We start from the raw sequence: 23,072 nt of genomic DNA on the forward strand, positions 1-23,072 counted from the left end.
TGCGCCCGGCTTGCACACCGACGATTTCTTTGCCATTGCCTGCGGCAACGCGAACTGACCGCAAGGGCCCGTGCCATGAAATTCACGCTTTCCTGGTTGAAAGACCATCTGGATACCGAAGCCAGCCTTGACGAGATCCTCTATGCCCTGACCGATCTGGGCCTTGAGGTGGAAGAGGTGACGAACCCTGCGGCGCGGCTTGCGGATTTTACCCTGGGCAAGGTTGTCCATGCCGAACAGCATCCCGATGCCGACCGGCTGCGGGTGTGCAAGGTGGCGACGGACGAGGGCGAATTGCAGATCATCTGTGGCGCGCCCAACGCACGTGAAGGCATCACCGTGGTTGTCGCCAAGCCCGGCGTCTACGTGCCCGGAATCGACACGACCATCGCGGTCGGCAAGATCCGGGGCATCGAGAGCTTCGGAATGATGGCGTCCGAGCGCGAGATGGAGTTGTCAGACGAGCACGACGGCATCATCGAACTGCCCAGCGGCGAGGTGGGCGACAGGTTCATCGACTGGCTGGCCGAGAACGATCCGGCCAAGGTGGACCCGGTGATCGAGATCGCGATCACGCCCAATCGCCCCGATGCGCTCGGAGTCGAAGGCATCGCCCGCGATCTGGCCGCACGCGGTCTGGGAACGCTGAAACAGTACGATGTTGAGCCGGTTCCTGGCGATTTCCCGTGCCCTGTTCCGGTCGGCATCGACGCGGATACGCTGGACGGCTGCCCGCTCTTTGCCGGGCGGGTGATCCGTGGCGTCCGGAACGGCCCCAGCCCGCAATGGCTTCAGGACCGTCTGCGGGCCATCGGGTTGCGGCCGATCTCGACCCTGGTCGACATCACCAACTATTTCACATTTGACCGCAACCGCCCGCTGCACGTGTTCGACGTGGCGCGGATGAACGGCGGATTGCGGGTGCATCGTGCGACGGGGGGCGAGCGCCTGACGGCGCTGGATGACAAGGAATATACCTTTGAGCCGGGCATGATGGTGATTTCAGATGACACCGGACCCGAAAGCATCGCCGGCATCATGGGCGGCGCGGCGACGGGCGTGACCGGAGAAACCGTTGACGTGTTCGTCGAGAGCGCGTTCTGGGATCACATCCAGATCGCGCTGGTGGGTCGTGCGCTCAAGATCAATTCCGATGCGCGCTATCGCTTCGAGCGCGGGGTCGATCCGGCATTCACCCTGCCCGGTCTGGAACTGGCGACGCAGATGATCCTGGATCTCTGCGGCGGCGAACCCTCCGAGATTGTCGTCGCCGGCGCGGTGCCCGATCATTCCCGTGCCTACCGGCTTGATACCGACCGGGTGCAGAGCCTGGTGGGCATGAAGATTGACGCCGAGACCCAGCGCGCAACCCTGAGCAAGCTGGGCTTTGTTCTGGACGGAGACATGGCGCAGGTTCCAAGCTGGCGTCCCGATGTGCAGGGCGAGGCCGATCTGGTCGAGGAAGTCGCGCGCGTTGCATCGCTGACCGGGCTGGAGGGGCGCCCCCTGCCGCGCCTGACATCGGGCGTTCCCAAGCCGGTGATGACCGTCGCGCAGCGACGCGCGCAGGCGGCGCGCCGCACCTGTGCGTCGCTCGGCTACAACGAATGTGTCAGCTACTCGTTCATCGACCGGGCCAGCGCCGCTCTGTTTGGCGGCGGTGACGATGCGACCATGCTGGAAAATCCGATCAGTTCCGAAATGAGCCACATGCGCCCGGCCCTGTTGCCCGGGCTGCTGCAGGCTGCGGCACGCAACCAGGCGCGGGGTTTCATGGATCTTGCCCTGTTCGAGGTCGGCCCGGCGTTTCACGGCGGCGAGCCGGGTGAGCAGCATAACCTTATAACGGGCCTTCTGGTTGGTCGCACCGGCCCCAAGGACGTGCATGGCGCATCGCGCCCGGTCGATCTCTACGATGTCAAGGCCGACGCCGAGGCGGTGCTGGCGGCCATCGGTGCTCCGGCCAAGGTGCAAATCCGGCGCGGTGCCCGCGAATGGTGGCATCCGGGTCGGCATGGCCAGATTTGCCTGGGGCCGAAAAAGGTGCTCGGCGTGTTCGGGGAACTGCATCCCAGGGTGCTGGCCGCGATGGACATCAAGGGGCCGGCAATGGGCTTTACCATCTGGCCTGACGAGGTGCCGCAAGCCCGCAAGAGCGGGGCGACGCGCGCGGCTCTTGAACTGCGCGATTTGCAGGCGGTCGAACGCGATTTCGCTTTCGTCGTGGATACGGATGTGGATGCGCTTGATCTCGTCAATGCCGCAGCCGGAGCCGACAAGGCTCTGATCGAAGACGTTCGCGTTTTCGACGAATTCATCGGCGGCAACCTTGGCGAGGGCAAGAAATCCCTCGCGGTGACCGTGCGTCTGCAACCTGCCAAGACGACCCTGAAAGAAGCCGATATCGAAGCGGTCAGCGCAAAGATCGTCGAGAAAGTAACCAAGGCGACGGGCGGCATCCTGCGGGGATAATGAGCCGGAACCGATCCTGGCGAGCGGGGCCAGTTCCCCCGTTCGCACCAAATTGCCCCGATTGAATTCGACGGGGCAATTGGTGTGACTTCGACGATGACGATCTTCGCGGCGCAGTTTGCTGACCGGCTCGTCGCCCTGCAGGACGGCGGCATTCGGGCAGTGGGCACGGTGCTCCGGCTGTCTTCGTCAAAATGACTCGCCGATACGGTGCCGTCGGGTCAGCTCGTATTCTATCGCGGTGATCCCTGACAGGGGGTTTGGCGGGTCCTTCCGGGGGCGAAATGTGGCCGGTTCGGATAATCGCGTTGATTGTCGTCGGAAAGCTGGGCTAGGAACAATAATCAGTGAAAGGGCGTCTGATCACACATGACCATGCTTGGCACTTTTATCAAACCCATGCATCGCGAAGGTATCCCCTTCGTCGCGGGGTTTGCCGTCATTTCGTTCCTGCTGTTCCTGATCCTTGAACCTTTGGGCTGGATCGGCGCGGGGCTCACGGTCTGGTGCTATTATTTCTTTCGCGATCCCAAACGTACGACTCCGATCCGTGACGGATTGTTCGTGAGCCCGGCCGACGGGGTTGTATCTCTTATCGAACCGGCGGTTCCGCCGGCGGAACTGGGCATGCCGGACGCGCCGCTGACACGGGTCAGCGTGTTCATGAACGTGTTCAATTGCCACGTGAACCGCGCGCCGATCGCAGGGCATATCGCGGCGGTGGCCTATCGCCCGGGCAAATTCCTGAACGCGTCGCTGGACAAGGCCAGCGCCGACAACGAGCGCAACAGCCTGTGTATCGAAATGGCCGATGGCCGACAGATCGCCGTGGTTCAGATCGCCGGTCTGGTCGCCCGTCGCATCGTCTGTTTCGTCGATGAGGGCCAACAGATGATGACCGGCGAGCGATTTGGCCTGATCCGGTTCGGGTCGCGCGTCGATGTCTATTTGCCCGATGGCGTTTCGCCGCTGGTAAGTGTCGGACAATCGATGGTCGCCGGTGAAACCGTGCTGGCCGATCTGACCTCGGACGAGGCCCCGCGTAGCGGGCGGACAGCCTGACCATGAGCGGGAACCGGCAAACCCAACGTTCGGATATGCCGCTTGTCACGTTGCTGCCCAACGCGGTAACGATCATCGCGCTCTGTGCCGGGCTGACCGCGATCAGGATGGGCTTCAACGGCCAGTTCAGGGGCGCTGTGATCATGATCCTGGTCGCCTGTGTGCTGGATGGCATGGATGGCAGGTTGGCGCGGCTGTTGCGTTCTGAATCGCCAATGGGGGCGGAGCTGGATTCGCTCGCTGACGCGGTCAATTTCGGAGTGGCGCCTGCGCTTGTGGTCTATGCATTCGCGATGCAGGACGCCACCGGGGCGGGCTGGATCGCGGTACTGGTCTATGCGGTGAGCTGCGTGATGCGCCTCGCACGGTTCAATCTCGACAGCAAATCTGAAACCGCCACGCCCTCGGGGGGGCGATTTGTCGGGGTTCCGGCGCCTGCAGGGGCATTTCTGGTGCTGTTACCCCTGTTCCTGTCCTTTCAGGCTGGCGACCCCGGATTTGTGTCACCGGTCATCGTGGGCTGTTACATGATCGCGGTGGGCATGCTGATGATCAGCCGAATCCCCACCTTTTCATTCAAGAAGACCCGCGTCGCCCGCAAGAGCGTGAAATTCCTGCTGATCGGCTTTGTGTTTCTTGCCGCGGCCCTGCTCACGCAGCCCTGGCTGACATTGATCGCGTTCGAACTGGCCTACGTCGTCAGCATCTTCTGGACGTGGTATACCCGCGAGAGCGATCAGGCGCTCTAGCGGGCGTGCACATCACAGCGCAGCGAATGTGCGCGTGTGCAGATGGACATCGCCGAAATCGACCTCACATTGGGTCGCAGACACCACGCAGGAGAGATGCAGGACATGACCGACAACAGCGAATACACCCCCCCGCGCGTCTGGACATGGGACTCGGAAAATGGCGGGCGTTTCGCCAGCGTCAACCGGCCGATCGCCGGCCCGACCCATGACAGGGACTTGCAGGTGGGCCAGCACCCGTTCCAGCTTTATTCGCTGGCCACCCCGAACGGGGTCAAAGTGACGGTGATGTTCGAGGAACTGCTCGCCGCCGGTCACGCGGGTGCGGAATATGACGCCTGGCTGATCAACATCGGTGAGGGCGATCAGTTCGGCAGCGGGTTTGTCTCGGTCAACCCGAACTCCAAGATTCCGGCGATGATGGACCACACGACCACACCGCCGACCCGCGTGTTCGAGAGCGGCGCGATCCTGTTGCACCTGGCGGAAAAGTTCGGGGCCTTCCTGCCTTCCGATCCTGCCAATCGCCCGGAAATGCTGTCATGGTTGTTCTGGCAGATTGGCAGCGCGCCCTATCTGGGCGGTGGGTTCGGGCATTTCTACGCCTATGCACCGTTCAAGATGGAATATCCGATCAACCGTTTTGCGATGGAGACCAAGCGCCAGCTTGATGTTCTGGACCGTCGCCTGTCCGAGAGCACCTATCTCGCAGGCGAAGAGTACACGATTGCCGATATCGCCAACTGGGCATGGTACGGACAGCTGGTTCTGGGCCGTCTCTATGACGCCGCCGAGTTCCTTGACGTGAAGAGCTATGCCAACGTCCTGCGTTGGGCCAAAGCAATCGACGCAAGGCCGGCGGTGCAGCGCGGGCGCATGGTCAACCGCACCTCGGGAGATCCCAAGATGCAATTGCATGAACGCCATGACGCATCCGATTTCGAAACCCGCACGCAGGACAAGATCGGCAACGCCGCCGAATGACAGGCCCGACGCCGGGTGGCTCCCACGGGCCGCCCGGCGCGCAGATCAATCGATGCCGAGATTGTCGATCAGCCGCACACCGTCCAGCCACACCGCAACAAAGAGCCGCGCCGGGGCGCTGGTATCCTGAACCGGGGCCAGGTCCCGCTCGCGGCGCATTTCCAGATAGTCGATGGGGCCAAGCCCGTGGTCCAGCAGCTCTGCGCGGGCTTGGTCGAGCACGCGTTCCACCTCCTGCCCTGCCGCGATCGCGCGGGCGGCGGCGGAAAGGGTCGCGTAGATGATGCTGGCCTTTTGTCGCGCCGCATCGTCAAGGCGCAGGTTCCGCGAGGATAATGCCAGTCCGGACTCCTCGCGCACCGTCGGACAGGGCACGATTTCGCAATCCAGATCCAGATCCTCGGCCACCCGCCGCACGACCTGCACCTGCTGGTAATCCTTTTCTCCGAAAAACGCGAAATCCGCTTCGGTCTGACGCAGCAGCTTGGCCACGACGGTTGCGACCCCGTCAAAATGCCCCGGTCGCGTCGCACCGCACAGCCCCTCACTGACACCACTGACCGATATCGTGGTGGCAAAGCCATCCGGGTACATCTCGGCCCCATCGGGAATATAGAGCACGTCGACGTCATAGGGAGCGAGTTTGCGCGCGTCCGAGTCTTCGGTGCGGGGATATTTCTCAAGATCCTCGGGATTGTTGAACTGCTTGGGATTCACGAACAGCGTCACGATCACCCGATCGGCCCGTTTGCAGGCGGCCGCGGCCAGACTCAAATGCCCGTCATGCAGGGCTCCCATCGTCGGGACAACCCCGATGCTCTCGCCCGCCAGCCGCCAGCCACGGGTCAAAGCGCGCAGGTCCGACTTGCGGCGGACGATCTTCATGTCTGGCTGTCCTTGTCGACGAAAATATGTTCGGGGGCCGGAAAACTGCGCGCACGGACCTCGCTGGCATAGTGCTGCACCGCCTTGCCGGCGTCGGCGGCAAGGTGGCCATAGCGCTTGACGAATTTCGGCTTGAACGCATCAAACAGCCCGAGCATGTCGTCGATCACCAGGATCTGGCCGTCGCACCCTGCCGATGCGCCAATTCCGACGGTGGGAATGTCGATGGCCGCCGTGATCTCGTCGGCCAGCGCGGCGGGCACTTTTTCCAGCACGACAGAGAACGCCCCGGCCCCGGCGATTGCCGCCGCGTCGTCAAGTATCCTTTGCCGGTCATCTCCCTTGCCCTGCACCCTATACCCGCCGAGCGCGTTGACCGATTGCGGGGTCAGGCCGATATGCGCCATGACCGGAATGCCCCGGTCGACAAGGAAACGGATCGTGTCCGCCATGTGTCGGCCACCTTCGAGCTTGACCGCGCCGGCCCCGGTCTCCGCCATGATCCGCACCGCGTTGCGCAATGCCTGTTCGGGGCTTTCCTCATAGCTGCCAAAGGGCATGTCGACGACCATCAACGCCCGCTTCAACCCGCGCGCCACCGCCTTGCCGTGCAGGATCATCATCTCCATCGTCACCGACAGGGTCGATGGCAGCCCGTGCAGGACCATTCCCACACTGTCTCCGACCAGAACGAGATCGCATTCGGTGTCCGCAATCTGGGCAATCGGCGTCGTGTAGGCGGTCAGGCAGACCAGCGGCTCACCACCCTTTCTTGCGCGAATGTCGCTGGCCCCGAGGGACTTGACCGGTGGTGTGTGGCTCACTTTCCCGCCTCCATCTTACCTTGCGTCAATCTGATACGGCGCGCGGCGCGCGGTTGCAACCAGAGTGCTTGCGTCCAGACCATCGGGACGGAGCAACGCACGCTTCCGTTGGAATGCCCTGCGGCCGCCAAAACCGCAAGTTCCGGGTCGCATCGGGGTGGGCCATGACCTAGCTTGGGACAAGAGAGACAGGATGACAGGTCATGAACGTGCAAACTCAGGAAGACGGGTATCATTTCAACGTCATGCGGCGGGCGATCGAATTGATCGACGAGGGCGGCGAGGCCCAGACGCTCGATCAGTTGGCGGCGCGAATGGATATGAGCCCGGCACATTTCCAGCGATTGTTTTCCCGGTGGGTCGGCGTATCGCCCAAACGCTACCAGCAATATCTTACGCTCAGCCACGCCAGGACCCTGCTGCGCGAGCGGTTCACGACGCTTGAGGCCAGCCACAGCATCGGTCTGTCGGGATCGGGTCGTCTGCATGACCTGTTCCTGCGATGGGAAGCGATGAGTCCGGGCGCATTCGCGGCCAAGGGGGCGGGTTTGACGATTTCCTGGGGCTGGTTCGACAGCCCATTTGGTCCGGCTCTGGTCATGGGCACGAACAAGGGCATCTGCGGTCTGGGATTTTCCTCCGAGAGCGGCGAGACAGCCGTGATGGAAGATCTGGCCGGACGGTGGCCCCTGGCCGATTTCGTCGAGAACCCCGAAGCCCTGCGCCCCTGGGTGCGCACCGCCTTTGGGGCGCAGCCATCGGATCACAAGGCACCACTTTTCCTGATCGGGGCACCGTTCCAGATCAAGGTGTGGGAAGCGTTGCTGACAATCCCGTCGGGCCATGTCACCACCTATTCCGAGATCGCCGGATCCATCGGCCATCCCAAGGCCGTTCGCGCCGTCGGTACGGCGGTCGGGCGCAACCCGGTCAGCTGGCTGATCCCCTGTCACCGCGCCCTGCGCAAGTCGGGCGGGCTCGGCGGGTATCATTGGGGGCTTCCCGTCAAGCGGGCACTGCTCGCCTATGAATCTGCCCGCGCGGAAGCCTGACGCGCCCGACCCGGCGACATTCTGCCGGAACTCTCGATAATGTGCCTTGAGGCCCGGCTGCCGGATCATGCTATAGTGCGCGCAACCAGCCCCGGCGGAACGGGGCGCGAGCATAAGGTACGTAAAATGTCTTCCAAGTTCATGATCGCTGCGGCGCTGTCCGCTTCTGTTGCCCTGAGCGCCTGTAACGATCCGGCGACCCTTGGTGGTGAACCCGACCCGAACGCCAAGGCCAAGCAAGGCGCGCTTCTCGGTGCTGCGGTTGGTGTTGGCGTGTCCGCTCTTACCGGTGGCGAAGGCGGCAATCTGCTGCTTGGTGCGGCGGCAGGGGCGGCAGCGGGTGGCATCATCGGCAACGAGTTGGACAAGCAGGCCGCCGAATTGCGCGCGAACCTGGCCAATGACGGCATCACCATCACCAATGCCGGCGACCGCCTGATCGTCACCCTGCCACAGGACATCACCTTTGCCACCGACAGCGCCGAGGTCACCCCGTCGCTGCGCGCCGATATCGGCCGGGTTGCCCAGAATCTGTTGCGCTATCCCGACAGCAATGTGCAGGTGATCGGCCATACCGACAGCACGGGCGACGCAACCTACAATCTCGGCCTGTCCCTGCGTCGCGCCAATTCGGTGGCGACTATCCTGCAAAGCGGCGGTGTCAGCCCGGCGCGCATCAACACTTTCGGCGAGGGAGAGGAAAAGCCGCTTGCCTCGAACCTGACACCCCAAGGCCGTGCACAGAACCGGCGCGTCGAAATCGTGGTGATCCCGAGAAACTCCTGAAGATGACCTGCCTCGTGCGCGCGGATGCGATCCGCGCGGCATGAAACGGGCCTGTCGGGCCGTAATGCGGCAGGCGATGTTTCGGCACGGGACGACGCACGCGGCTTTATCTTGCAGTGAGGACAGCAGCGACCATGACACAGCCAACTCTTCTCGGGCTTTCCGGGGCCTTGCGGGCCGGGTCGACAAACACCAGGCTGATCCGCGAGGCCGCGCGCCTCTTTGGGCCCTGCAAGCTTGACTGGGCCAACCTGCGGCTGCCGCTTTACGATGGCGATATCGAGGAAGGTCCGGGCATCCCCGACGAGGTACAGACGCTTGCAGACCAGATTGCGGCGGCGGATGCCGTGGTGATTTCGACACCGGAATATAACAAGGCCCCTTCGGGTGTGCTCAAGAACGCGCTGGACTGGGTCAGCCGGACGCGCGGCAAGCCTTGGCAGGGCAAACCGGTCGCCGTGATGTCCGCGGCTTCGGGACGGTCCGGCGGCGAACGCTCGCAATCCATCCTGCGGGCGATGATGGTGGCGTTTCAGCCAAGGATTTTGCAAGGTCCCGAGTTTCATCTGGCCGATTCCCGCAACCAGTTTGACGACAGCGGGCAGCTCAAGGGCGAATTGTATCGCGAGACGTTGCAGGCGCTGATGGACAAGTTGCGGGCCGAAATCGACCGGTAGGCACACCCCGCACGGTCCGGACAGGCCGGTATCGGATCACAGCGAGGCCTCTACCCGAAATGCCTCGGGGATGGCGTCCTGCCCCTCAAGCAACAGATCGGCCATGACCTGCGCCACTTTCGGCGCCATGCCGAACCCGATCTTGAACCCGCCATTCGCGATGAAATGATCCCGCTTGCCCGGCCAGTGACCCAGCATCGGCGCGCGACTTCGGGCACGGGGCCGAAGACCGGCCCAGCGTTCGATCACCGACACGCCATGAAGGATCGGCATTGCCGCGATGGCGCGTTCGATCACCTCATCCAGCAGGGCGTCGGTTGACCGCGCATCGTCATAGTTGCGCTCGCTGGTCGAACCGATGGCCAGCGTGCCGTCCGAATGCGGGATCAGGTGCAGCGCATCGACAAAAAGCTGCGGGGCGTTCGCGCCGGCGTCAAACCGCAGCAGCGCCGCCTGCCCCTTGACGCCGACACCCGCGGTTTTGCCGCCTGGCTGCGACAGCGCGGTCAACCCATCGACACCCGTGGCATGCACCACAAGGCCGCGATCGGGCGCATCGGTGACGACCGGAACACCCAGAACCCCGAGCGCGGCAACAAGCGCGGCACAGGCCCGTCTCGGATGTATGCGTGCGCTGAGCGTATCATGAATGACATGACCGGTGGCAGAGGCCGGCGCAAAAGGGCCCATATCCGCGACGTTCCGTATGGTCCAGGTCGCGTGGCCCTGCCAGAGGTGCCGCGCGGTCTCGGCCCTTTGCCGCGCCAGGTCGAGCGCCCGCTGATCCGCGATGGGTTGCAGCCGCCCGGTGCGCCCATAACCCGCAGCAACGCCACCGGTAGCCTCGACCTCCTGCCAGAAGCCTTCGGCCATCAACAGGCTTTCGAGCTGAAATGCCTTCTTGCTGTTCCAGTTCTCGGGAACATGCGGTGCCAGCGCGCCCACGATGCCGCCGGATGCGCCCGAACCGGGGCCGTGAGGGTCGACGACCTGAACGGATGCGCTTCGTCTGGCACATGTCCAGGCGATAGACAGACCAAAGATGCCAGCGCCGCGTATCGTTACATCGACCATTGCCTAATCCCGTTCCTTGCGCCATGTCTCGCGTCGTTGTGAGACCTTCTTACGGATTCCGGACATGCAGGACCAGCAGGCAGAATTGCAGTGGCGCGACGGCCATGTGCCGGTTTCGACCCGCTTTGACGATCCGTATTTCAGCCTGGAAAACGGGCTGGCCGAGACGCGACATGTCTTTCTCGACGGCAATGATCTGCCGGATCGATTCCGCGAAGGGTTCCACATTGGCGAACTCGGGTTTGGCACGGGTCTGAACATGCTGGCGGCCTGGTCGGCGTGGGAAGAAGCCGGGCACCGCTCGCCTCTGCGCTTTACGAGTTTCGAGGCCTTTGCGATGACGCCCGACGATATGGCGCAGGCGCTGGATGCCTTTCCGTCGCTGTCACCCTGGCGGGACCGTTTTTTGCAGGTCTGGACCGGCGCGGGATCCTGTGATCTTGGCACGTTGCGCCTGACACTCGTCAAGGGCGACGCGCGCCACACCTTGCCGGATTGGGCCGGGCGGGCAGATGCGTGGTTTCTTGACGGGTTTTCACCTGCAAAGAACCCGGAACTCTGGGGCGAACCCCTGTTGTCGGACGTCGCGCGCCACACCGCTCCGGGTGGCACCGTGGCGACCTATACCGCCGCAGGTTTCGTGCGTCGCGGGCTGGCCAAGGCCGGTTTCGAGGTGTCGCGGGTGCCCGGATACGGGCGCAAGCGACACATGGTCAGGGGGGTTCTGGCATGAGCCTGCCCCACCCACCGCAGCAATCGAACAACGTACCGCTCGGCGTCGCGCTGATGATCGCCACAACGGTGGTCTTTGCCATTCAGGACGGTATCTCGCGACATCTTGCCGGCGAATACAACACGATGATGGTGGTCATGATCCGCTACTGGTTCTTCGCGGCCTTCGTGATCGCGCTGGCGGCGCGGTCGCGCGGCGGCTTGCGAGCGGCAATGCAAACCTCGCAACCGGCGGTACAGATCACTCGTGGCCTGTTGCTCGCTGCGGAAATCTGCGTCGCGGTGTTCGGCTTTACCGTGCTCGGCCTGATCGAAAGCCACGCGGTTTTTGCCTGCTATCCGCTGCTGGTTGCGGCGCTGTCGGGTCCGATCCTGGGCGAACAGGTCGGCTGGCGGCGCTGGACGGCCATCGCCGTCGGGTTTGTCGGGGTCCTGATCATCCTGCAACCGGGCGCCGGGGTCTTTGACCCCGCGGCGATCATCCCGCTGGTCTCATCGGTGATGTTCGCGATCTATGGCCTGCTCAACCGCTACGCCGCCCGGCGCGACACCACGGCGACCAGCTTTTTCTACACCGGCACGGTGGGTGCGGTGCTGATGACGGCGATCGGCATCTGGTTCTGGCAGCCGATGGCGGGTTCGGATTGGCTCTGGATGGGAACGCTTTGCGTCACCGGCGTGCTGGGACATTGGCTGCTGATCCGATGCTACGAGGCCGCAGAAGCCAGCGCGGTGCAGCCCTTTGCCTATTTCCAGCTGGTGTTCGCCTCGCTGCTGGGCATGGTGGTCTTTGGCGAAACCCTGCGCAACAACGTGGCGATCGGCGCGGCGATCATCGTCGCCGCCGGGCTCTTCACCCTATGGCGCGAACGCGTCAAGAGTTGAGCCAGAAAGCTCGCGCGAAAACGGGATGGGAAGCGCCGGGCCCCCCAACCGCGCGCGATAGACTGGCAGGCTTTCGGTAACGCGCATCACGTAGTTCCGGGTTTCGTTGAACGGAATGAACTCGATCCAGTCGATCACATTCACATCCGGGTTACGCGGATCGCCGAAATCCAGCGCCCATTGCAGCGGTCGTCCCGGTCCCGCATTGTATCCTGCGGCCATCATCACGACATTTCCATCAAAGCTGCCGGCCAGATCGGCGAGATAGCGCGCGCCCAAACGCGCATTGTATTCCCAGTCTTCGATCAGGCGCGAGGTCTTGTGACCGGCGGCGATTCCCATGCCTTCGGCCACGGCGCTTGCGGTGGCGGGCATCACCTGCATCAAACCGCGTGCGCCGGCACCGCTGATCACACGGGGATCGAATTCACTCTCGCGCCGCGCAATTGCAAGGGTCATCTCCGGGGCCATCGGCAGATCCATTTCCGCAACCGGATGCAGCGGGAAATAGGCGCTCGGCAGGACCAGCGCCTGTTGCGCGGCGCGCTTGGCAATCATGACGGCCAGGTGCGGCTGTCCGATGTCGATAACCATCTCGCCCAGCTGGTTGGCCTGCACCGGGTCGAGGCCTTCGACCAGATGCGCAAGAAACCGTTCGGCCAGGTCGAGTTCACCGGCCTCCAGCAACAGCAACCCGGCCTGAAGGACGCTCGATGACATGAATGCCGCGTCCTTCCAGGGCGGCAGGTCGGGCGGGCTGGCAAGAACCGGATCAAAGGGACCCCCGATCCGCTCGGCGGCAAGCAGGCCGTAGAACGATGTCTGATGCTCGGCGGCCTGTGAATAGGCATCATGCGCGCCGTCACTGTCGCCAAGCGCCTCGTAGGCACGACCCAGCCAGTATCCGGCGCGCCCGCGCGAAATCGGCGAACTGACCGCTTGGTCGAAATGCTGGAAATGACGCAGGGCGGTGTTGGGATCGTCGAGTTGTCGCAACGCGATGAACCCGGACAGCCATTCCAGGTCGGCATAGGATGCACCTTCGGTCAGATAGTGGCGCGACGCGATCTGGTAGGCGCGTTCCGGCTCGCCCGCGCGCATCACCTTGCGCGCGAGATTGGCGCGGCTGCGGGCCCATTTCTCGGGCTCGCCAAGGGCCTGGGCGCTGGTGCTGCGCTCCATCAACAGGTCGATGGCATCGTCATCGCGGCCCTTGCGGACGCGCCAGACAAAGCGATCATGCGCAAGCCCCGGCGATCCGCTCAACTCTTCGGGTACGGCTTCGATCCGGACATCCACGCCGGGAGCCATGTCACGCAGCGCGATCCGCGCCTCGGCCAGCGCCCGGTGGTCTTCATCGACCAGCGACAGCATCTGCCGCGCGCTGACCTGGTGGTCGTCCCACAACATGCGATCCAGACGGGCGTTGTGATGCGGCGCGAGCAGGTCCGCGTGCTGGCGCAGGTAATTCGCCTGGATCAGCCGCCCCATCGGCATCGTGCGCCATGCCAGAACGAGTTCGGCCTCGGCATCGCCCTGCTGGCCATTCTCGATCAACACGCGTGCGCGGCTCAGCACACCTTCGGGAGATTGCGGCGGCATCTGCTGATAAAAGGCGATGATCTCGTCGGGGGGCAAGGTGTCGATCGCCGCTTCGTTCTTGCGCCGCAACCATTCGAGGCCCGGCCAGTCCGGGCGACGCGCCAGGAACCCGGTAACATCCGCGGCATCACCCAGGCCCGCGCGCAGGCGGTGCCATTCGACGATGTCGCTGGCCACGCTTCCGGGCTCGCCCGCAGCGGCGAGCGCCTCGTGCCACTCCCATTTGCGCAGCAATTCCATGGCGAGCGCCATGTTCGGCGCATCATCCGCCCGCGCCGCCCCTGCGGGAAGCGCACAAAGGCACAACAGAAGTGTCAGAATGCGCAACATCACTTGCATTTCCCGATCATCCAAGGCTAGAGCCTGTGACGATAATCTGTGGTGGGCCGGGATCAACAGCAATCGCGGACCTGTCGCGGGTCAGGCGGAGTTTTTTCCGCGCAGATCATGAATAAAGGAGCGTGCCCATGTTCAAAGGCTCAATGACAGCCCTCGTCACACCGTTTCGCAACGGCGAGTTGGATCTGGACACGCTCAAACAGCTGGTCGAATGGCAGATCAGCGAAGGCACATCGGCGCTGGTGCCAGTGGGAACCACGGGCGAAAGCCCGACGCTGACCCACGCGGAACATGAAACCGTCGTGACCGAGGTGGTCAAGGCCGCCGGCGGACGTGTGCCTGTCATTGCCGGGGCAGGATCGAACAACACGCTTGAAAGCCTGCGGCTGGCACAGCATGCCGAGTCGGTCGGGGCCGATGCGGTTCTGGTGGTGACACCCTATTACAACAAGCCCACACAGGTTGGGTTGATCGCGCATTTCACCGCGATTCACGATGCCACGTCCCTTCCGATCATCATCTACAACATTCCACCGCGTTCGGTGATCGACATGTCGCCTGAAACCATGGGCGAGTTGTCGAAACTGCCGCGAATCGTGGGGGTCAAGGATGCCACCGGCGACCTTGCCCGGGTCAGCGCCCAGCGGATCACCTGCGGCCCGGATTTCATCCAGCTTTCGGGCGAGGATGCGACCGCGCACGGGTTCAACGCGCAAGGCGGGGTCGGGTGCATCTCGGTCACCGCGAATGTGGCGCCCGGTCTCTGCGCAGAACTGCAGGCCGCGACCGCCGCGGGCGACTACGCCAAGGCGCTGAAAGTTCAGGACCGGCTGATGCCGTTGCACCAGGCAATCTTTACCGAACCGGGGCTTGTCGGTGTGAAATACGCGATGAGCAAGCTGGGCCTGTCCAGCGAAGAGGTACGCCTGCCGCTGACGGGGCTGACCGATGCCACCAAGACACTGGTCGATGATGCCCTGCGCCATGCGGGTCTGCTGAGCTGAAAACCCGCCCTCTGGCGACATACGTCAGGGGTCTTGGTCAATCCTCCGGTTCCGGCCTGTCCGGAACCGGATCGTAGCCTGAACCACCCATCGGATGGCATCGCCCGATCCGGCGCGCGGCGAGCCATGCGCCCCTGATTGCACCGTGCTTTTCCAGCGCCTCGAGCGCATAGGCGGAGCAGGTTGGCTGATACCGGCAATTGAATCCCACCCAGGGTGAAAAGATCAGGCGATAGGCGCGAACCGGCAGGGCAAGGATATGGGCAAGGGGACTCACGAGTCGCCGTGAATGCGGCGCAGCGCATAGCGGAGGTCTTTTTGCAGGGCGTCGAACGGTCGGTCTGCCGTCTCCCCTGCCCGGCCGATCAGAACATAATCCCACCCGGCACGGCCATATTTCGGCAGCACCAGCCGCGCCGCCTCACGCAGCCTGCGCTTGGCGCGGTTTCGCGCCACCGCGTTGCCGACCTTCTTGGAGCAGGTAAACCCGACGCGTATGCCGGCGGCTTCGTCTTGTGCGCGTTTGCGCCCCTGCACCAACATCGACCCCGTGCCCTGCCGACGTGCGCGGGCCGCGCGCAGGAACTCGGCGCGTTTTGTCAGGATGACAAGACCGTCAGGCACGCAAACGGACACCGCCGGGGGTGCGTTCCCTCGGGCGGCAGTGCCATCCAAGGGGACCTCCGGCGGTGTCATGTCCGTCAGGAAGGCTGATGCGCTTACGCGCTCAGCACCTTGCGGCCACGCGCACGGCGCGCGTTCAGAACCTTGCGGCCCGCTTTTGTCGCCATACGGGCACGGAACCCGTGGCGGCGCTTGCGAACCAGGTTCGAAGGTTGGTAGGTGCGTTTCATCGCTCCGTCTCCAGCTTACTCGGTCGGGTACGGCGCGGAATCGCCCCCCGTGTGAACTTTGAAGCCCGTCCTCTAATGGCGCTTGCCGCGCAAGTCAAACCCTGGCTGCGATAAATCGCGCGAAATCTGCAACAATTCGCATGTCGGGCATAGAGTGATTGTTTCAATCGCATTAAACCATGCCGCATTCCTCACGAAATCGGTGCAAAAGATCAACCGACCGTGAAACCCCTGTCGCTTCGCCGTGTCAGCGCGCATGTTGCTCGCAACGATTGACCCGAAGATGGACCCGGACCGATGACTGCAACGCCCGGCGAGAAAAGACCCGGACTTCTGCGCCACCTGCCCTTGCTGCTGATCCTGTGCATAGCACTGGTCGGGAGCTTCACTTTGCGCGATTATCTCAGCTTTGACACCCTGCGCGAAAATCGCGAGGCACTGCTGGCGTTTCGCGATCAGAATCTCGTGGGACTGGCGGTCGGGTTTTTTGCGATCTACGTGATCATCGTCGCCTTCTCCCTGCCCGGTGCGGCGGTTGCGTCGGTGACCGGTGGCTTCCTGTTCGGGCTTGCGGGGGGCACTGCGCTGAATGTGCTGGCCGCAACGGTCGGGGCCTCTGCGATCTTCCTCGCCGCGCGGACGGGTCTGGGCGCAACACTGAGCCGGAAAATCGATGCGTCGGAGGGAACGGCTGGCCGTATTCGCGACGGGCTGCGCGATCATGAGATCAACGTGCTGTTGTTGATGCGTCTGGTGCCCGCCGTTCCGTTTTTCGTTGCCAACCTGCTGCCGGCGCTGGTCGGCGTGAAATTCGGCAACTTTCTCTGGACCACGGCCATCGGCATCATCCCCGGCGCGATCGTCTTTACCTGGATTGGTGTCGGTCTGGGCGAGGTGTTCGATCGCGGCGAGACGCCGGATCTGTCGCTGTTGTGGGAACCTCATATCATCGGTCCCATCCTTGGCCTTTGTGTTCTGGCCGCATTGCCGATCGTCATCAGGCTGGTTCGCGGCCGGAAAGAGATTTGAGATGGAACAGACGATCAAGACCGACCTGCTGGTGATCGGTGCGGGCTCTGCCGGATTGTCCGTCGCGGCAGGGGCCAGCCAGATGGGGGCGGATGTGGTGCTGCTTGAGGGGCACAAGATGGGCGGCGATTGCCTGAACTATGGCTGTGTCCCGTCCAAGGCGCTGATCGCCAGCGCCAAGGCGGCGCACGCGCGCACCACGTCCGCACCGCTGGGCATCGCCAACCAGACACCTTCGGTGGATTATGCGGCCGTGATGGAACATGTCGCGCAGGTGATCGCCCGCATCGCTCCGGTCGACAGCCAGGACAGGTTCGAGGGGCTCGGTGTGCGGGTGATCCGTGAATATGGACGGTTCCTGTCGCCGACCGAGGTTCGGGCGGGCGATCACAGGATCACAGCCCGGCGCATCGTGATTGCAACCGGTTCGTCACCGCTGGTCCCCGCCATTCCCGGACTGGATGGTGTGCCCTACCTGACCAATGAAACCCTGTTCGACCTGCGCGAGCCACCGGCGCATCTGCTGATTGTCGGCGGAGGTCCGATCGGGCTTGAGATGGCGCAGGCACATGTGCGTCTGGGCTGCAAGGTGACGGTGATCGAGGGCGACGTTCCTCTGGCCAAGGACGATCCGGATTTTGCATCGGTCGTTCTGGACGCATTGCGCGACGAGGGTGTCGTCATCGAAGAAAACGCGCTGGCGGCGGAAATCCGCGGAAAGGCCGGGGACATTGAGGTACAGGCCAGGGACGGTCGCGTTTTTCGTGGAACGCACCTGCTGATGGCGGTGGGACGCAAGGCCAATACCGAACGTCTGAACCTCGATGCGGCCGGGATAGAAAAGACCAGAAGCGGTATCAAGGTGGATGCGCGCATGCGGACCAGCAACCGCCGTGTCTTTGCCATCGGCGATATCGCCGGCGGCCTGCAATTCACCCATGTCGCGGGATACCAGGCCGGGATCATCCTGCGCCCGATCCTGTTCGGGTTGCCGGCCAAGGCCGGAAACTCCCATATTCCTTGGGCCACATACACCGATCCCGAACTGGCGCAGGTGGGTCTGACCGAGGCGCAGGCACGCGAGGCGCGTGGCGGCTCTGTCGAGATCGCGGAATTTGCCTATGACGAAAACGACCGTGCCATCGCCGAGCGCAAGACCACGGGCCGGATCAAGGTCATGGTGGTGCGCGGGCGCCCGGTCGGCGCCACCATCGTTGGGCACCGGGCCGGAGATCTGATCAGCCTGTGGTCTCTCGCGATCGCGAACAAGCTCAGGATGAGCCAGATCGCGGCAATGGTCGCGCCCTATCCGACCTATGGTGAAATCAACAAACGTGCCGCGGGGGCCTATTTCTCGCCCAGACTGTTTGATAATCCTAGGGTCAGACAAGTGGTTGGGCTGGTTCAGAAGTGGCTGCCCTGACGAACAAGGAGCAGCATGCTGAACACGCTTTCGGGTCGGCTTCTCATACTGACGACGCTCTTCGTGATGCTGGCCGAGGTGCTGATCTTCGTGCCGTCTGTCGCCCGCTATCGCGAAGTATACCTGCGTAACCGGCTCGAACGTGCGCAGATCGCGTCGCTGGCGCTTCTGGCCGATGACATGCTGTCAACCGAACTCGAGGCCGAGCTGCTTCGCACTGCGGGTGTCTATAACGTGGTGCTGCGGCGTGACGAGGTGCGCGAACTCGTGCTGACCTCACCGATGCCGCCGACCATCGCGGCCACATACGATCTGCGCGAGGCGGGGCCGATCACCCGCAATCGCGATGCGATGATGCAGCTCTTCTCGACCAGGAACGAGGTCATCCGGGTCATCGGCGCCCCGGTGCAGGATGCGGGTTTGCTGATCGAGATCACGATGGAAACGGCCCCCCTGCGCACGGCCATGATCGATTACGGCCTGCGCGTCCTCGCCCTGTCGGCGATAATCTCTGTGGTGACCGCCATACTCCTTTTTGCAGCCGTCCGGGTGCTTATGGTTCGTCCGATCAAGGGAATCGTGGGCCATATGCAACGCTATGCTGCGGCACCCGAGGATTCACGAGGGCTCATTCGGCCCAGTTCCGGCGTCATCGAAATGCGCGAAGCCGAGGAAGCGCTGCAAAAACTTCAGACCGACCTGACCCAGGCGCTCAGGCAACGTGAACGGCTCGCCCAGCTTGGCGGAGCGGTCGCCAAGGTCAGCCACGACCTGCGAAACATCCTGACCACCGCGCAATTGTTCATCGACAGGATCGAAACCTCGGACGACCCGCTCGTGCGCCGGCTTGCGCCCAAGCTGGTCAACTCGATCACCCGCGCGGTGTCGCTCTGCGAGAACACGCTGGCCTTTGGCCGCGCAGAGGAGCCGGCACCGACGCTCGGCATGGTGCGCCTGCTGGATGTGGTCCAGGATGTGGTCGAGGGCGAACGTCTCGCTGATGACGCCAACCAGATCACGTTCGACACCGCCATCATGCCGCTGCTGACTGTGCGCGCCGACAGGGAACAGCTCTATCGCGTCATGCTCAACCTCGTGCGCAATGCGCGGCAGGCCATCTCCGCCACCGGCAAACCGGGGACCATTTCCATCGTCGCGGATGAAGACGACGATGCCTGGATGATCACCGTCAGCGACACCGGGCCCGGCCTGCCGCCGCGCGCGGTCGAGCACCTGTTCATCCCGTTTCAGGGTGCGGCGCGCAAGGGCGGGTCGGGGCTGGGCCTGACCATCTCCGCGGAGCTCGTGCGCGGGCACGGCGGCAAGCTGACCCTGAAGCAAAGCACCCCGGAAGGGACGGCATTCGAGATCTGCCTGCCCAAGGGCGATGGCATGACCTGAAGAAACCGGCCTGATGTATCAACCGCCCCAACCATCGCATGAGGCGGGCTGACGGGCCGTATGTGATCTATCCGTCAAGAGCTGCCGCGCGGTTGCTTTAGCGCCGGTCCGATGGAACGGGCCGCGAACCCGGGCAAGGCACCCGGGCTCCGGAACCGGCGCCTGCGGCAAACTCAGTCCAGCCCCAGGGCCTTGCGCCTGCGACCTGCCCAGACCGACACCAGATGATCCACCGTCAATCCCATGAAGGCGACAGCCAGGCCCAGCACGAGCCCCTTGCCAACGTCACTTGAGGACAAGGCACGCTGCATTTCCTGACCCAGATCCTGGGTGCCGATGAACGCCGCAATGATCACCATGAACAGCGAGAACATCACCGACTGATTGACGCCAACCATGATGGTCGGCAGTGCCAGCGGCAGACGCACGTTCCAAAGGGTCTGGTTGCGCGTCGCGCCGGACATGTCGGCAGCCTCGATCAGCGACTCGGGAACACCGCGCAGGCCCTCGATCGTGTACCGGATCAGCGGGACAGCCGCAAAGAGCACGACCGCGCCGACAACGGCGACATCGTTGACCCCAAACAGCATGATGACCGGGATAAGGTAAATGAAGCTCGGAAAGGTCTGGAGCGTGTCGCAGACCAGCAGCGCCACTTTTGCGCGCCCTTCGCTGCGTGATCCCCAGATACCCAGCGGAAAGCCGATCAGGGTGGCGATGAAAACCGAGAAGGTGACGGTGTATACCGTGATCATCGCGCGGTCCCACCAGCCGGACATGGCGATGAGGCCAAAATACGCGAGGCATATCAGCGCCGACCGCTTGCCGCCAATCGCCCAGCCCACAGCCATCAGGAACATGAGAACCGCGGAGAACGGCAGCCACAACATTCCATCGCGTAAGGGGACGAGCACCCAGACGATCAGGAACCAGCGCAGCCATTGCGTCACCGGGTCGAGCGTGGCGATGATCCAGTCCATCATCGCATCGAGCGGTTCCGACAGGCTCAGGGCATCGCGGCGTCCAACCTCGTGCAAGATCGGGAAGGCCAGCGAGAGAATCCAGAACAGCACGACCAGAACCGCCCAGAGAACCAGCAGCTTGTGCCGCGTCAGCCAGGACGCGCCTTTCTCAAGGTGTACCGGTTGTTTCATCGCCCAGGCCTTGGAACAGCGGTCCAGCATCACCGCCAGCAGGACAATGGTAATGCCGATCTCGATGGACCGTCCGATCTTGAGCGCCTGCAGAAGTTGCAGAAGCTTCTGGCCGAGACCCGGCATACCGATGAAACTCGCCAGAACCACCATCGCGAGACACTGCATGATGACCTGGTTGATACCGACCAGAATCTCGGTCCGGGCAGTCGGCAACCGCACATAGCGCAGCAGTTGCCAACGGGTCGCGCCGGCCATGTGCCCGGCCTCGACCACCTCGGACGAAACTTTCTGAAGCCCGAGCAACGTCATGCGGATCATCGGCGGCACCGAAAAGATGACCGTCACGATGGCACCCGCCTTCGGGCCCACGCCGATAAAGACCACGACCGGGATCATATAGGCAAAATGCGGCAGGGATTGCGCGATATTCAGAAGCGGATTCAGAATTTTCCGAAAACCTTCGCTTTTCCAGGCCAGGATTCCCATGAACAGGCCGAGGAACACCGAAACAGGCGCGGCAACGACAATCACGGAAAGCGTTTCCATCGCCCACTGCCACTGGCCCATCACGGCGATCCAGACGAAAGTCAGCCCGGCAAATGCCGCAAGACGCCAGCCGTTCAGGGCATAACCGATCATCGCCGCCGTAATCGCGATAACGGTCCACGGGATCGGGCCGAGCCGGGGCCAGCGGTTTTTGCCGTAAAGAAGGTTTGCCGTCACATCCAGCACCCATTCCAGGCCATCGGCAAAAGCGCGGGTGACGTGGATCAATCCGAGGTCGTCGCGGACGAAGGCAAAAGCTGCGTTGATCCAGTCCGCAAAAGGCAGGATCAGCCATTCCGGCGGCCGGACAAGAAAGTCTGGCAGGGCAAACCTGCCGATGGCAAGGCACAGCGCCGCCGCGAACAGGACTTGCGCCACCCGCAGACGGGTTTCCGTGCGCTCCGGGACAGGAGCATTCGTCGCCGTGACCGTCATTCGCCCGCCCCCAGCAGAACGTCGAGCGCCTGCTGACGGTCCAGCACACCCATCACTGTTCCATCCGGGGCGGCGACCGGCAATGCCGTGCGGTCGTCATTCACGAGCAGCCGGGCGAGCTGCGAAATCGTCTTGTTGCCGTCCACCGGCGTCCCTGTGAGCGTATGGCCGTTGACAGGTTGTACCAGCGCGCGCGCATGAACAACGCGGGCCTTCTCGACATCCTCGATGAACTTGGCGACATAATCCGTTGCCGGGTTCATGACGATGCGGTCAGGCCGGTCGCATTGCTCGACCGCGCCGTCTTTCATGATGGCAATCCGGTCGGCAAGGCGCAACGCCTCGTCGAAATCATGGGTGATGAACACGATGGTCTTGCCCAGCATTTCCTGCAGGCGCAGAAATTCGTCCTGCATCTCGCGTCGGATCAGCGGATCGAGCGCCGAAAAGGGTTCGTCCAGAAACCAGATGTCCGGCTCGATCGCGAGGCTGCGGGCGATGCCCACCCGTTGCTGCTGCCCCCCCGACAACTCGCGCGGGAAATAATGCTCGCGCCCGGCGAGCCCGACGAGTTCGATCACCTCAAGCGCTCTTGCACGGCGTTCGTGAATGTCCTGCCCCCGCATTTCCAGCGGAAAGGCGACATTGTCGAGCACGGTGCGATGTGGCAGCAATCCAAAGCTCTGGAACACCATCCCCATCTTGTTGCGGCGAAGGTCGATCAGTTCCTTTTCCGACAATGAGCCGATCACGCGGTCTTCGACCTCGATTTCCCCGCCGGTGATCTCGATCAGCCGGGACATGCAGCGCACAAGGGTCGATTTTCCCGATCCCGACAATCCCATGATCACCAGCATCTCGCCCTTGGCTATGTCGAGCGACACGTTGCGGACCGCCGGAACATAGCCATCGGCCCGGATCGTGTCGAAAGCGACCGTCGGGTCGATCTCGGCGAGGTAGTCTTCCGGCTTCGGGCCGAAGAGCTTCCACACGTTGCGGCACGAGATCACGGGCTTGGGGTCATTCATCTTTGAAACTCCTGGCAGCAATGGACCGCCCCGGTGCTTCCAACCGGGACGGTGACGTTTAGGTCTCGGGAC

General features: G+C 63.2%; 22 protein-coding genes. 13 read left to right on the forward strand and 9 right to left on the reverse strand.

Going from position 1 to position 23,072, the window contains the following annotated elements; translation table 11 throughout:
- Positions 1–75: 75 nt before the first annotated feature.
- From pheT to yghU, 4 genes are all read left to right on the forward strand, one after another.
- Complete coding sequence (pheT, locus tag AB9K34_RS12905) at positions 76–2,472, forward strand: phenylalanine--tRNA ligase subunit beta (protein WP_369954835.1); 2,397 nt, start codon at positions 76–78, stop codon at positions 2,470–2,472.
- Positions 2,473–2,841: 369 nt separating this feature from the next.
- Positions 2,842–3,534, forward strand: coding sequence for a phosphatidylserine decarboxylase (locus tag AB9K34_RS12910; RefSeq protein WP_369954836.1), 693 nt, complete (start codon positions 2,842–2,844; stop codon positions 3,532–3,534).
- A 2-nt stretch (positions 3,535–3,536) separates the two neighbouring features.
- Complete coding sequence (pssA, locus tag AB9K34_RS12915) at positions 3,537–4,283, forward strand: CDP-diacylglycerol--serine O-phosphatidyltransferase (protein WP_369954837.1); 747 nt, start codon at positions 3,537–3,539, stop codon at positions 4,281–4,283.
- 105 nt (positions 4,284–4,388) lie between these two features.
- Entirely contained in the window at positions 4,389–5,267 is an 879-nt protein-coding gene (yghU, locus tag AB9K34_RS12920; RefSeq protein WP_369954838.1) for a glutathione-dependent disulfide-bond oxidoreductase, read from the forward strand.
- A 45-nt stretch (positions 5,268–5,312) separates the two neighbouring features.
- Here yghU and panC read toward each other — a convergent pair whose 3' ends face one another.
- The gene (panC, locus tag AB9K34_RS12925; RefSeq protein ID WP_369954839.1) at positions 5,313–6,152 is read right to left on the reverse strand and encodes a pantoate--beta-alanine ligase; all 840 of its coding nucleotides are present in this window, start codon (positions 6,150–6,152) and stop codon (positions 5,313–5,315) included.
- Positions 6,149–6,976: a 3-methyl-2-oxobutanoate hydroxymethyltransferase gene (gene panB / locus AB9K34_RS12930; RefSeq protein ID WP_369954840.1), complete on the reverse strand. Its 828-nt coding sequence runs from the start codon at positions 6,974–6,976 to the stop codon at positions 6,149–6,151. The genes panC and panB overlap by 4 nt, the downstream gene beginning before the upstream one ends.
- A 203-nt stretch (positions 6,977–7,179) precedes the next feature.
- Between panB and AB9K34_RS12935 the strand changes: the two genes are divergently transcribed.
- From AB9K34_RS12935 to AB9K34_RS12945, 3 genes are all read left to right on the forward strand, one after another.
- A complete protein-coding gene (locus AB9K34_RS12935; protein ID WP_369954841.1) occupies positions 7,180–8,028 on the forward strand; it encodes a methylated-DNA--[protein]-cysteine S-methyltransferase in 849 nt (282 codons plus the stop codon).
- Between the two features lie 126 nt (positions 8,029–8,154).
- Positions 8,155–8,814 (forward strand): OmpA family protein, encoded by a 660-nt coding sequence (locus tag AB9K34_RS12940; RefSeq protein ID WP_369954842.1) that lies wholly within the window; start codon positions 8,155–8,157, stop codon positions 8,812–8,814.
- Positions 8,815–8,948: 134 nt separating this feature from the next.
- On the forward strand, positions 8,949–9,491 hold the full coding sequence (locus AB9K34_RS12945; RefSeq protein ID WP_369954843.1) for an NADPH-dependent FMN reductase: 543 nt from the start codon (positions 8,949–8,951) through the stop codon (positions 9,489–9,491).
- A gap of 36 nt (positions 9,492–9,527) precedes the next feature.
- On the opposite strand, the gene AB9K34_RS12950 is transcribed toward AB9K34_RS12945, so the two are convergent.
- Complete coding sequence (locus AB9K34_RS12950; protein ID WP_369954844.1) at positions 9,528–10,565, reverse strand: NAD(P)/FAD-dependent oxidoreductase; 1,038 nt, start codon at positions 10,563–10,565, stop codon at positions 9,528–9,530.
- A gap of 64 nt (positions 10,566–10,629) precedes the next feature.
- On the opposite strand from AB9K34_RS12950, the gene mnmD reads away from it, so the two are divergent.
- Positions 10,630–11,298: a tRNA (5-methylaminomethyl-2-thiouridine)(34)-methyltransferase MnmD gene (mnmD, locus tag AB9K34_RS12955; RefSeq protein WP_369954845.1), complete on the forward strand. Its 669-nt coding sequence runs from the start codon at positions 10,630–10,632 to the stop codon at positions 11,296–11,298.
- On the forward strand, positions 11,295–12,182 hold the full coding sequence (locus tag AB9K34_RS12960) for a DMT family transporter (RefSeq protein ID WP_369954846.1): 888 nt from the start codon (positions 11,295–11,297) through the stop codon (positions 12,180–12,182). Before mnmD ends, AB9K34_RS12960 begins: the two co-directional genes overlap by 4 nt.
- On the opposite strand, the gene AB9K34_RS12965 is transcribed toward AB9K34_RS12960, so the two are convergent.
- Complete coding sequence (locus tag AB9K34_RS12965; protein ID WP_369954847.1) at positions 12,156–14,114, reverse strand: transglycosylase SLT domain-containing protein; 1,959 nt, start codon at positions 14,112–14,114, stop codon at positions 12,156–12,158. The genes AB9K34_RS12960 and AB9K34_RS12965 overlap by 27 nt on opposite strands.
- A gap of 137 nt (positions 14,115–14,251) precedes the next feature.
- On the opposite strand from AB9K34_RS12965, the gene dapA reads away from it, so the two are divergent.
- Positions 14,252–15,127, forward strand: a complete 876-nt coding sequence (gene dapA / locus AB9K34_RS12970) for a 4-hydroxy-tetrahydrodipicolinate synthase (protein WP_369954848.1) — start codon at positions 14,252–14,254, stop codon at positions 15,125–15,127.
- A gap of 37 nt (positions 15,128–15,164) precedes the next feature.
- On the opposite strand, the gene yidD is transcribed toward dapA, so the two are convergent.
- The 3 genes from yidD to rpmH are packed head-to-tail and all read right to left on the reverse strand — an operon-like array spanning position 15,165 to position 15,981.
- A complete protein-coding gene (gene yidD, locus AB9K34_RS12975) occupies positions 15,165–15,404 on the reverse strand; it encodes a membrane protein insertion efficiency factor YidD (protein WP_369954849.1) in 240 nt (79 codons plus the stop codon).
- Complete coding sequence (gene rnpA / locus AB9K34_RS12980) at positions 15,401–15,823, reverse strand: ribonuclease P protein component (protein WP_369954850.1); 423 nt, start codon at positions 15,821–15,823, stop codon at positions 15,401–15,403. Before rnpA ends, yidD begins: the two co-directional genes overlap by 4 nt.
- Positions 15,824–15,846: 23 nt before the next feature.
- Entirely contained in the window at positions 15,847–15,981 is a 135-nt protein-coding gene (gene rpmH, locus AB9K34_RS12985; RefSeq protein ID WP_369954851.1) for a 50S ribosomal protein L34, read from the reverse strand.
- Positions 15,982–16,278: 297 nt separating this feature from the next.
- Here rpmH and AB9K34_RS12990 point away from each other — a divergent pair, with 297 nt between their 5' ends.
- Genes AB9K34_RS12990 through AB9K34_RS13000 form a run of 3 tightly spaced genes read left to right on the forward strand, consistent with a single transcriptional unit; the run spans position 16,279 to position 19,834 of the window.
- Positions 16,279–17,010 (forward strand): TVP38/TMEM64 family protein, encoded by a 732-nt coding sequence (locus tag AB9K34_RS12990; protein ID WP_369954852.1) that lies wholly within the window; start codon positions 16,279–16,281, stop codon positions 17,008–17,010.
- A 1-nt stretch (position 17,011) separates the two neighbouring features.
- The gene (locus AB9K34_RS12995) at positions 17,012–18,433 is read left to right on the forward strand and encodes an NAD(P)/FAD-dependent oxidoreductase (protein WP_369954853.1); all 1,422 of its coding nucleotides are present in this window, start codon (positions 17,012–17,014) and stop codon (positions 18,431–18,433) included.
- A 15-nt stretch (positions 18,434–18,448) separates the two neighbouring features.
- A complete protein-coding gene (locus AB9K34_RS13000) occupies positions 18,449–19,834 on the forward strand; it encodes a sensor histidine kinase (protein ID WP_369954854.1) in 1,386 nt (461 codons plus the stop codon).
- A gap of 173 nt (positions 19,835–20,007) precedes the next feature.
- Here AB9K34_RS13000 and AB9K34_RS13005 read toward each other — a convergent pair whose 3' ends face one another.
- Positions 20,008–21,972, reverse strand: coding sequence for an ABC transporter permease (locus tag AB9K34_RS13005; RefSeq protein ID WP_369954855.1), 1,965 nt, complete (start codon positions 21,970–21,972; stop codon positions 20,008–20,010).
- Positions 21,969–23,000, reverse strand: coding sequence for a glycine betaine/L-proline ABC transporter ATP-binding protein (locus tag AB9K34_RS13010; protein WP_369954856.1), 1,032 nt, complete (start codon positions 22,998–23,000; stop codon positions 21,969–21,971). The genes AB9K34_RS13005 and AB9K34_RS13010 overlap by 4 nt, the downstream gene beginning before the upstream one ends.
- Positions 23,001–23,072 lie beyond the last annotated feature (72 nt).

The organism is Sedimentitalea sp. XS_ASV28 (genome assembly GCF_041224545.1).
Taxonomy (GTDB): domain Bacteria; phylum Pseudomonadota; class Alphaproteobacteria; order Rhodobacterales; family Rhodobacteraceae; genus Sedimentitalea.

Excerpts from the sequence above, each read along its gene's own strand:
- AB9K34_RS12965 (WP_369954847.1), bottom strand. The coding sequence starts at position 14,114 with ATGTTGCGCATTCTGACACTTCTGTTGTGCCTTTGTGCGCTTCCCGCA.
- AB9K34_RS12990 (WP_369954852.1), top strand. The coding sequence starts at position 16,279 with ATGACTGCAACGCCCGGCGAGAAAAGACCCGGACTTCTGCGCCACCTG.
- panC (WP_369954839.1), bottom strand. The coding sequence starts at position 6,152 with ATGAAGATCGTCCGCCGCAAGTCGGACCTGCGCGCTTTGACCCGTGGC.
- AB9K34_RS12945 (WP_369954843.1), top strand. The coding sequence starts at position 8,949 with ATGACACAGCCAACTCTTCTCGGGCTTTCCGGGGCCTTGCGGGCCGGG.
- rpmH (WP_369954851.1), bottom strand. The coding sequence starts at position 15,981 with ATGAAACGCACCTACCAACCTTCGAACCTGGTTCGCAAGCGCCGCCAC.
- dapA (WP_369954848.1), top strand. The coding sequence starts at position 14,252 with ATGTTCAAAGGCTCAATGACAGCCCTCGTCACACCGTTTCGCAACGGC.
- yghU (WP_369954838.1), top strand. The coding sequence starts at position 4,389 with ATGACCGACAACAGCGAATACACCCCCCCGCGCGTCTGGACATGGGAC.
- AB9K34_RS12960 (WP_369954846.1), top strand. The coding sequence starts at position 11,295 with ATGAGCCTGCCCCACCCACCGCAGCAATCGAACAACGTACCGCTCGGC.
- AB9K34_RS13005 (WP_369954855.1), bottom strand. The coding sequence starts at position 21,972 with ATGACGGTCACGGCGACGAATGCTCCTGTCCCGGAGCGCACGGAAACC.
- AB9K34_RS12950 (WP_369954844.1), bottom strand. The coding sequence starts at position 10,565 with ATGGTCGATGTAACGATACGCGGCGCTGGCATCTTTGGTCTGTCTATC.
- pheT (WP_369954835.1), top strand. The coding sequence starts at position 76 with ATGAAATTCACGCTTTCCTGGTTGAAAGACCATCTGGATACCGAAGCC.
- AB9K34_RS12910 (WP_369954836.1), top strand. The coding sequence starts at position 2,842 with ATGACCATGCTTGGCACTTTTATCAAACCCATGCATCGCGAAGGTATC.
- rnpA (WP_369954850.1), bottom strand. The coding sequence starts at position 15,823 with ATGACACCGCCGGAGGTCCCCTTGGATGGCACTGCCGCCCGAGGGAAC.
- pssA (WP_369954837.1), top strand. The coding sequence starts at position 3,537 with ATGAGCGGGAACCGGCAAACCCAACGTTCGGATATGCCGCTTGTCACG.
- AB9K34_RS12940 (WP_369954842.1), top strand. The coding sequence starts at position 8,155 with ATGTCTTCCAAGTTCATGATCGCTGCGGCGCTGTCCGCTTCTGTTGCC.
- mnmD (WP_369954845.1), top strand. The coding sequence starts at position 10,630 with ATGCAGGACCAGCAGGCAGAATTGCAGTGGCGCGACGGCCATGTGCCG.
- AB9K34_RS13010 (WP_369954856.1), bottom strand. The coding sequence starts at position 23,000 with ATGAATGACCCCAAGCCCGTGATCTCGTGCCGCAACGTGTGGAAGCTC.
- AB9K34_RS12935 (WP_369954841.1), top strand. The coding sequence starts at position 7,180 with ATGAACGTGCAAACTCAGGAAGACGGGTATCATTTCAACGTCATGCGG.
- AB9K34_RS12995 (WP_369954853.1), top strand. The coding sequence starts at position 17,012 with ATGGAACAGACGATCAAGACCGACCTGCTGGTGATCGGTGCGGGCTCT.
- AB9K34_RS13000 (WP_369954854.1), top strand. The coding sequence starts at position 18,449 with ATGCTGAACACGCTTTCGGGTCGGCTTCTCATACTGACGACGCTCTTC.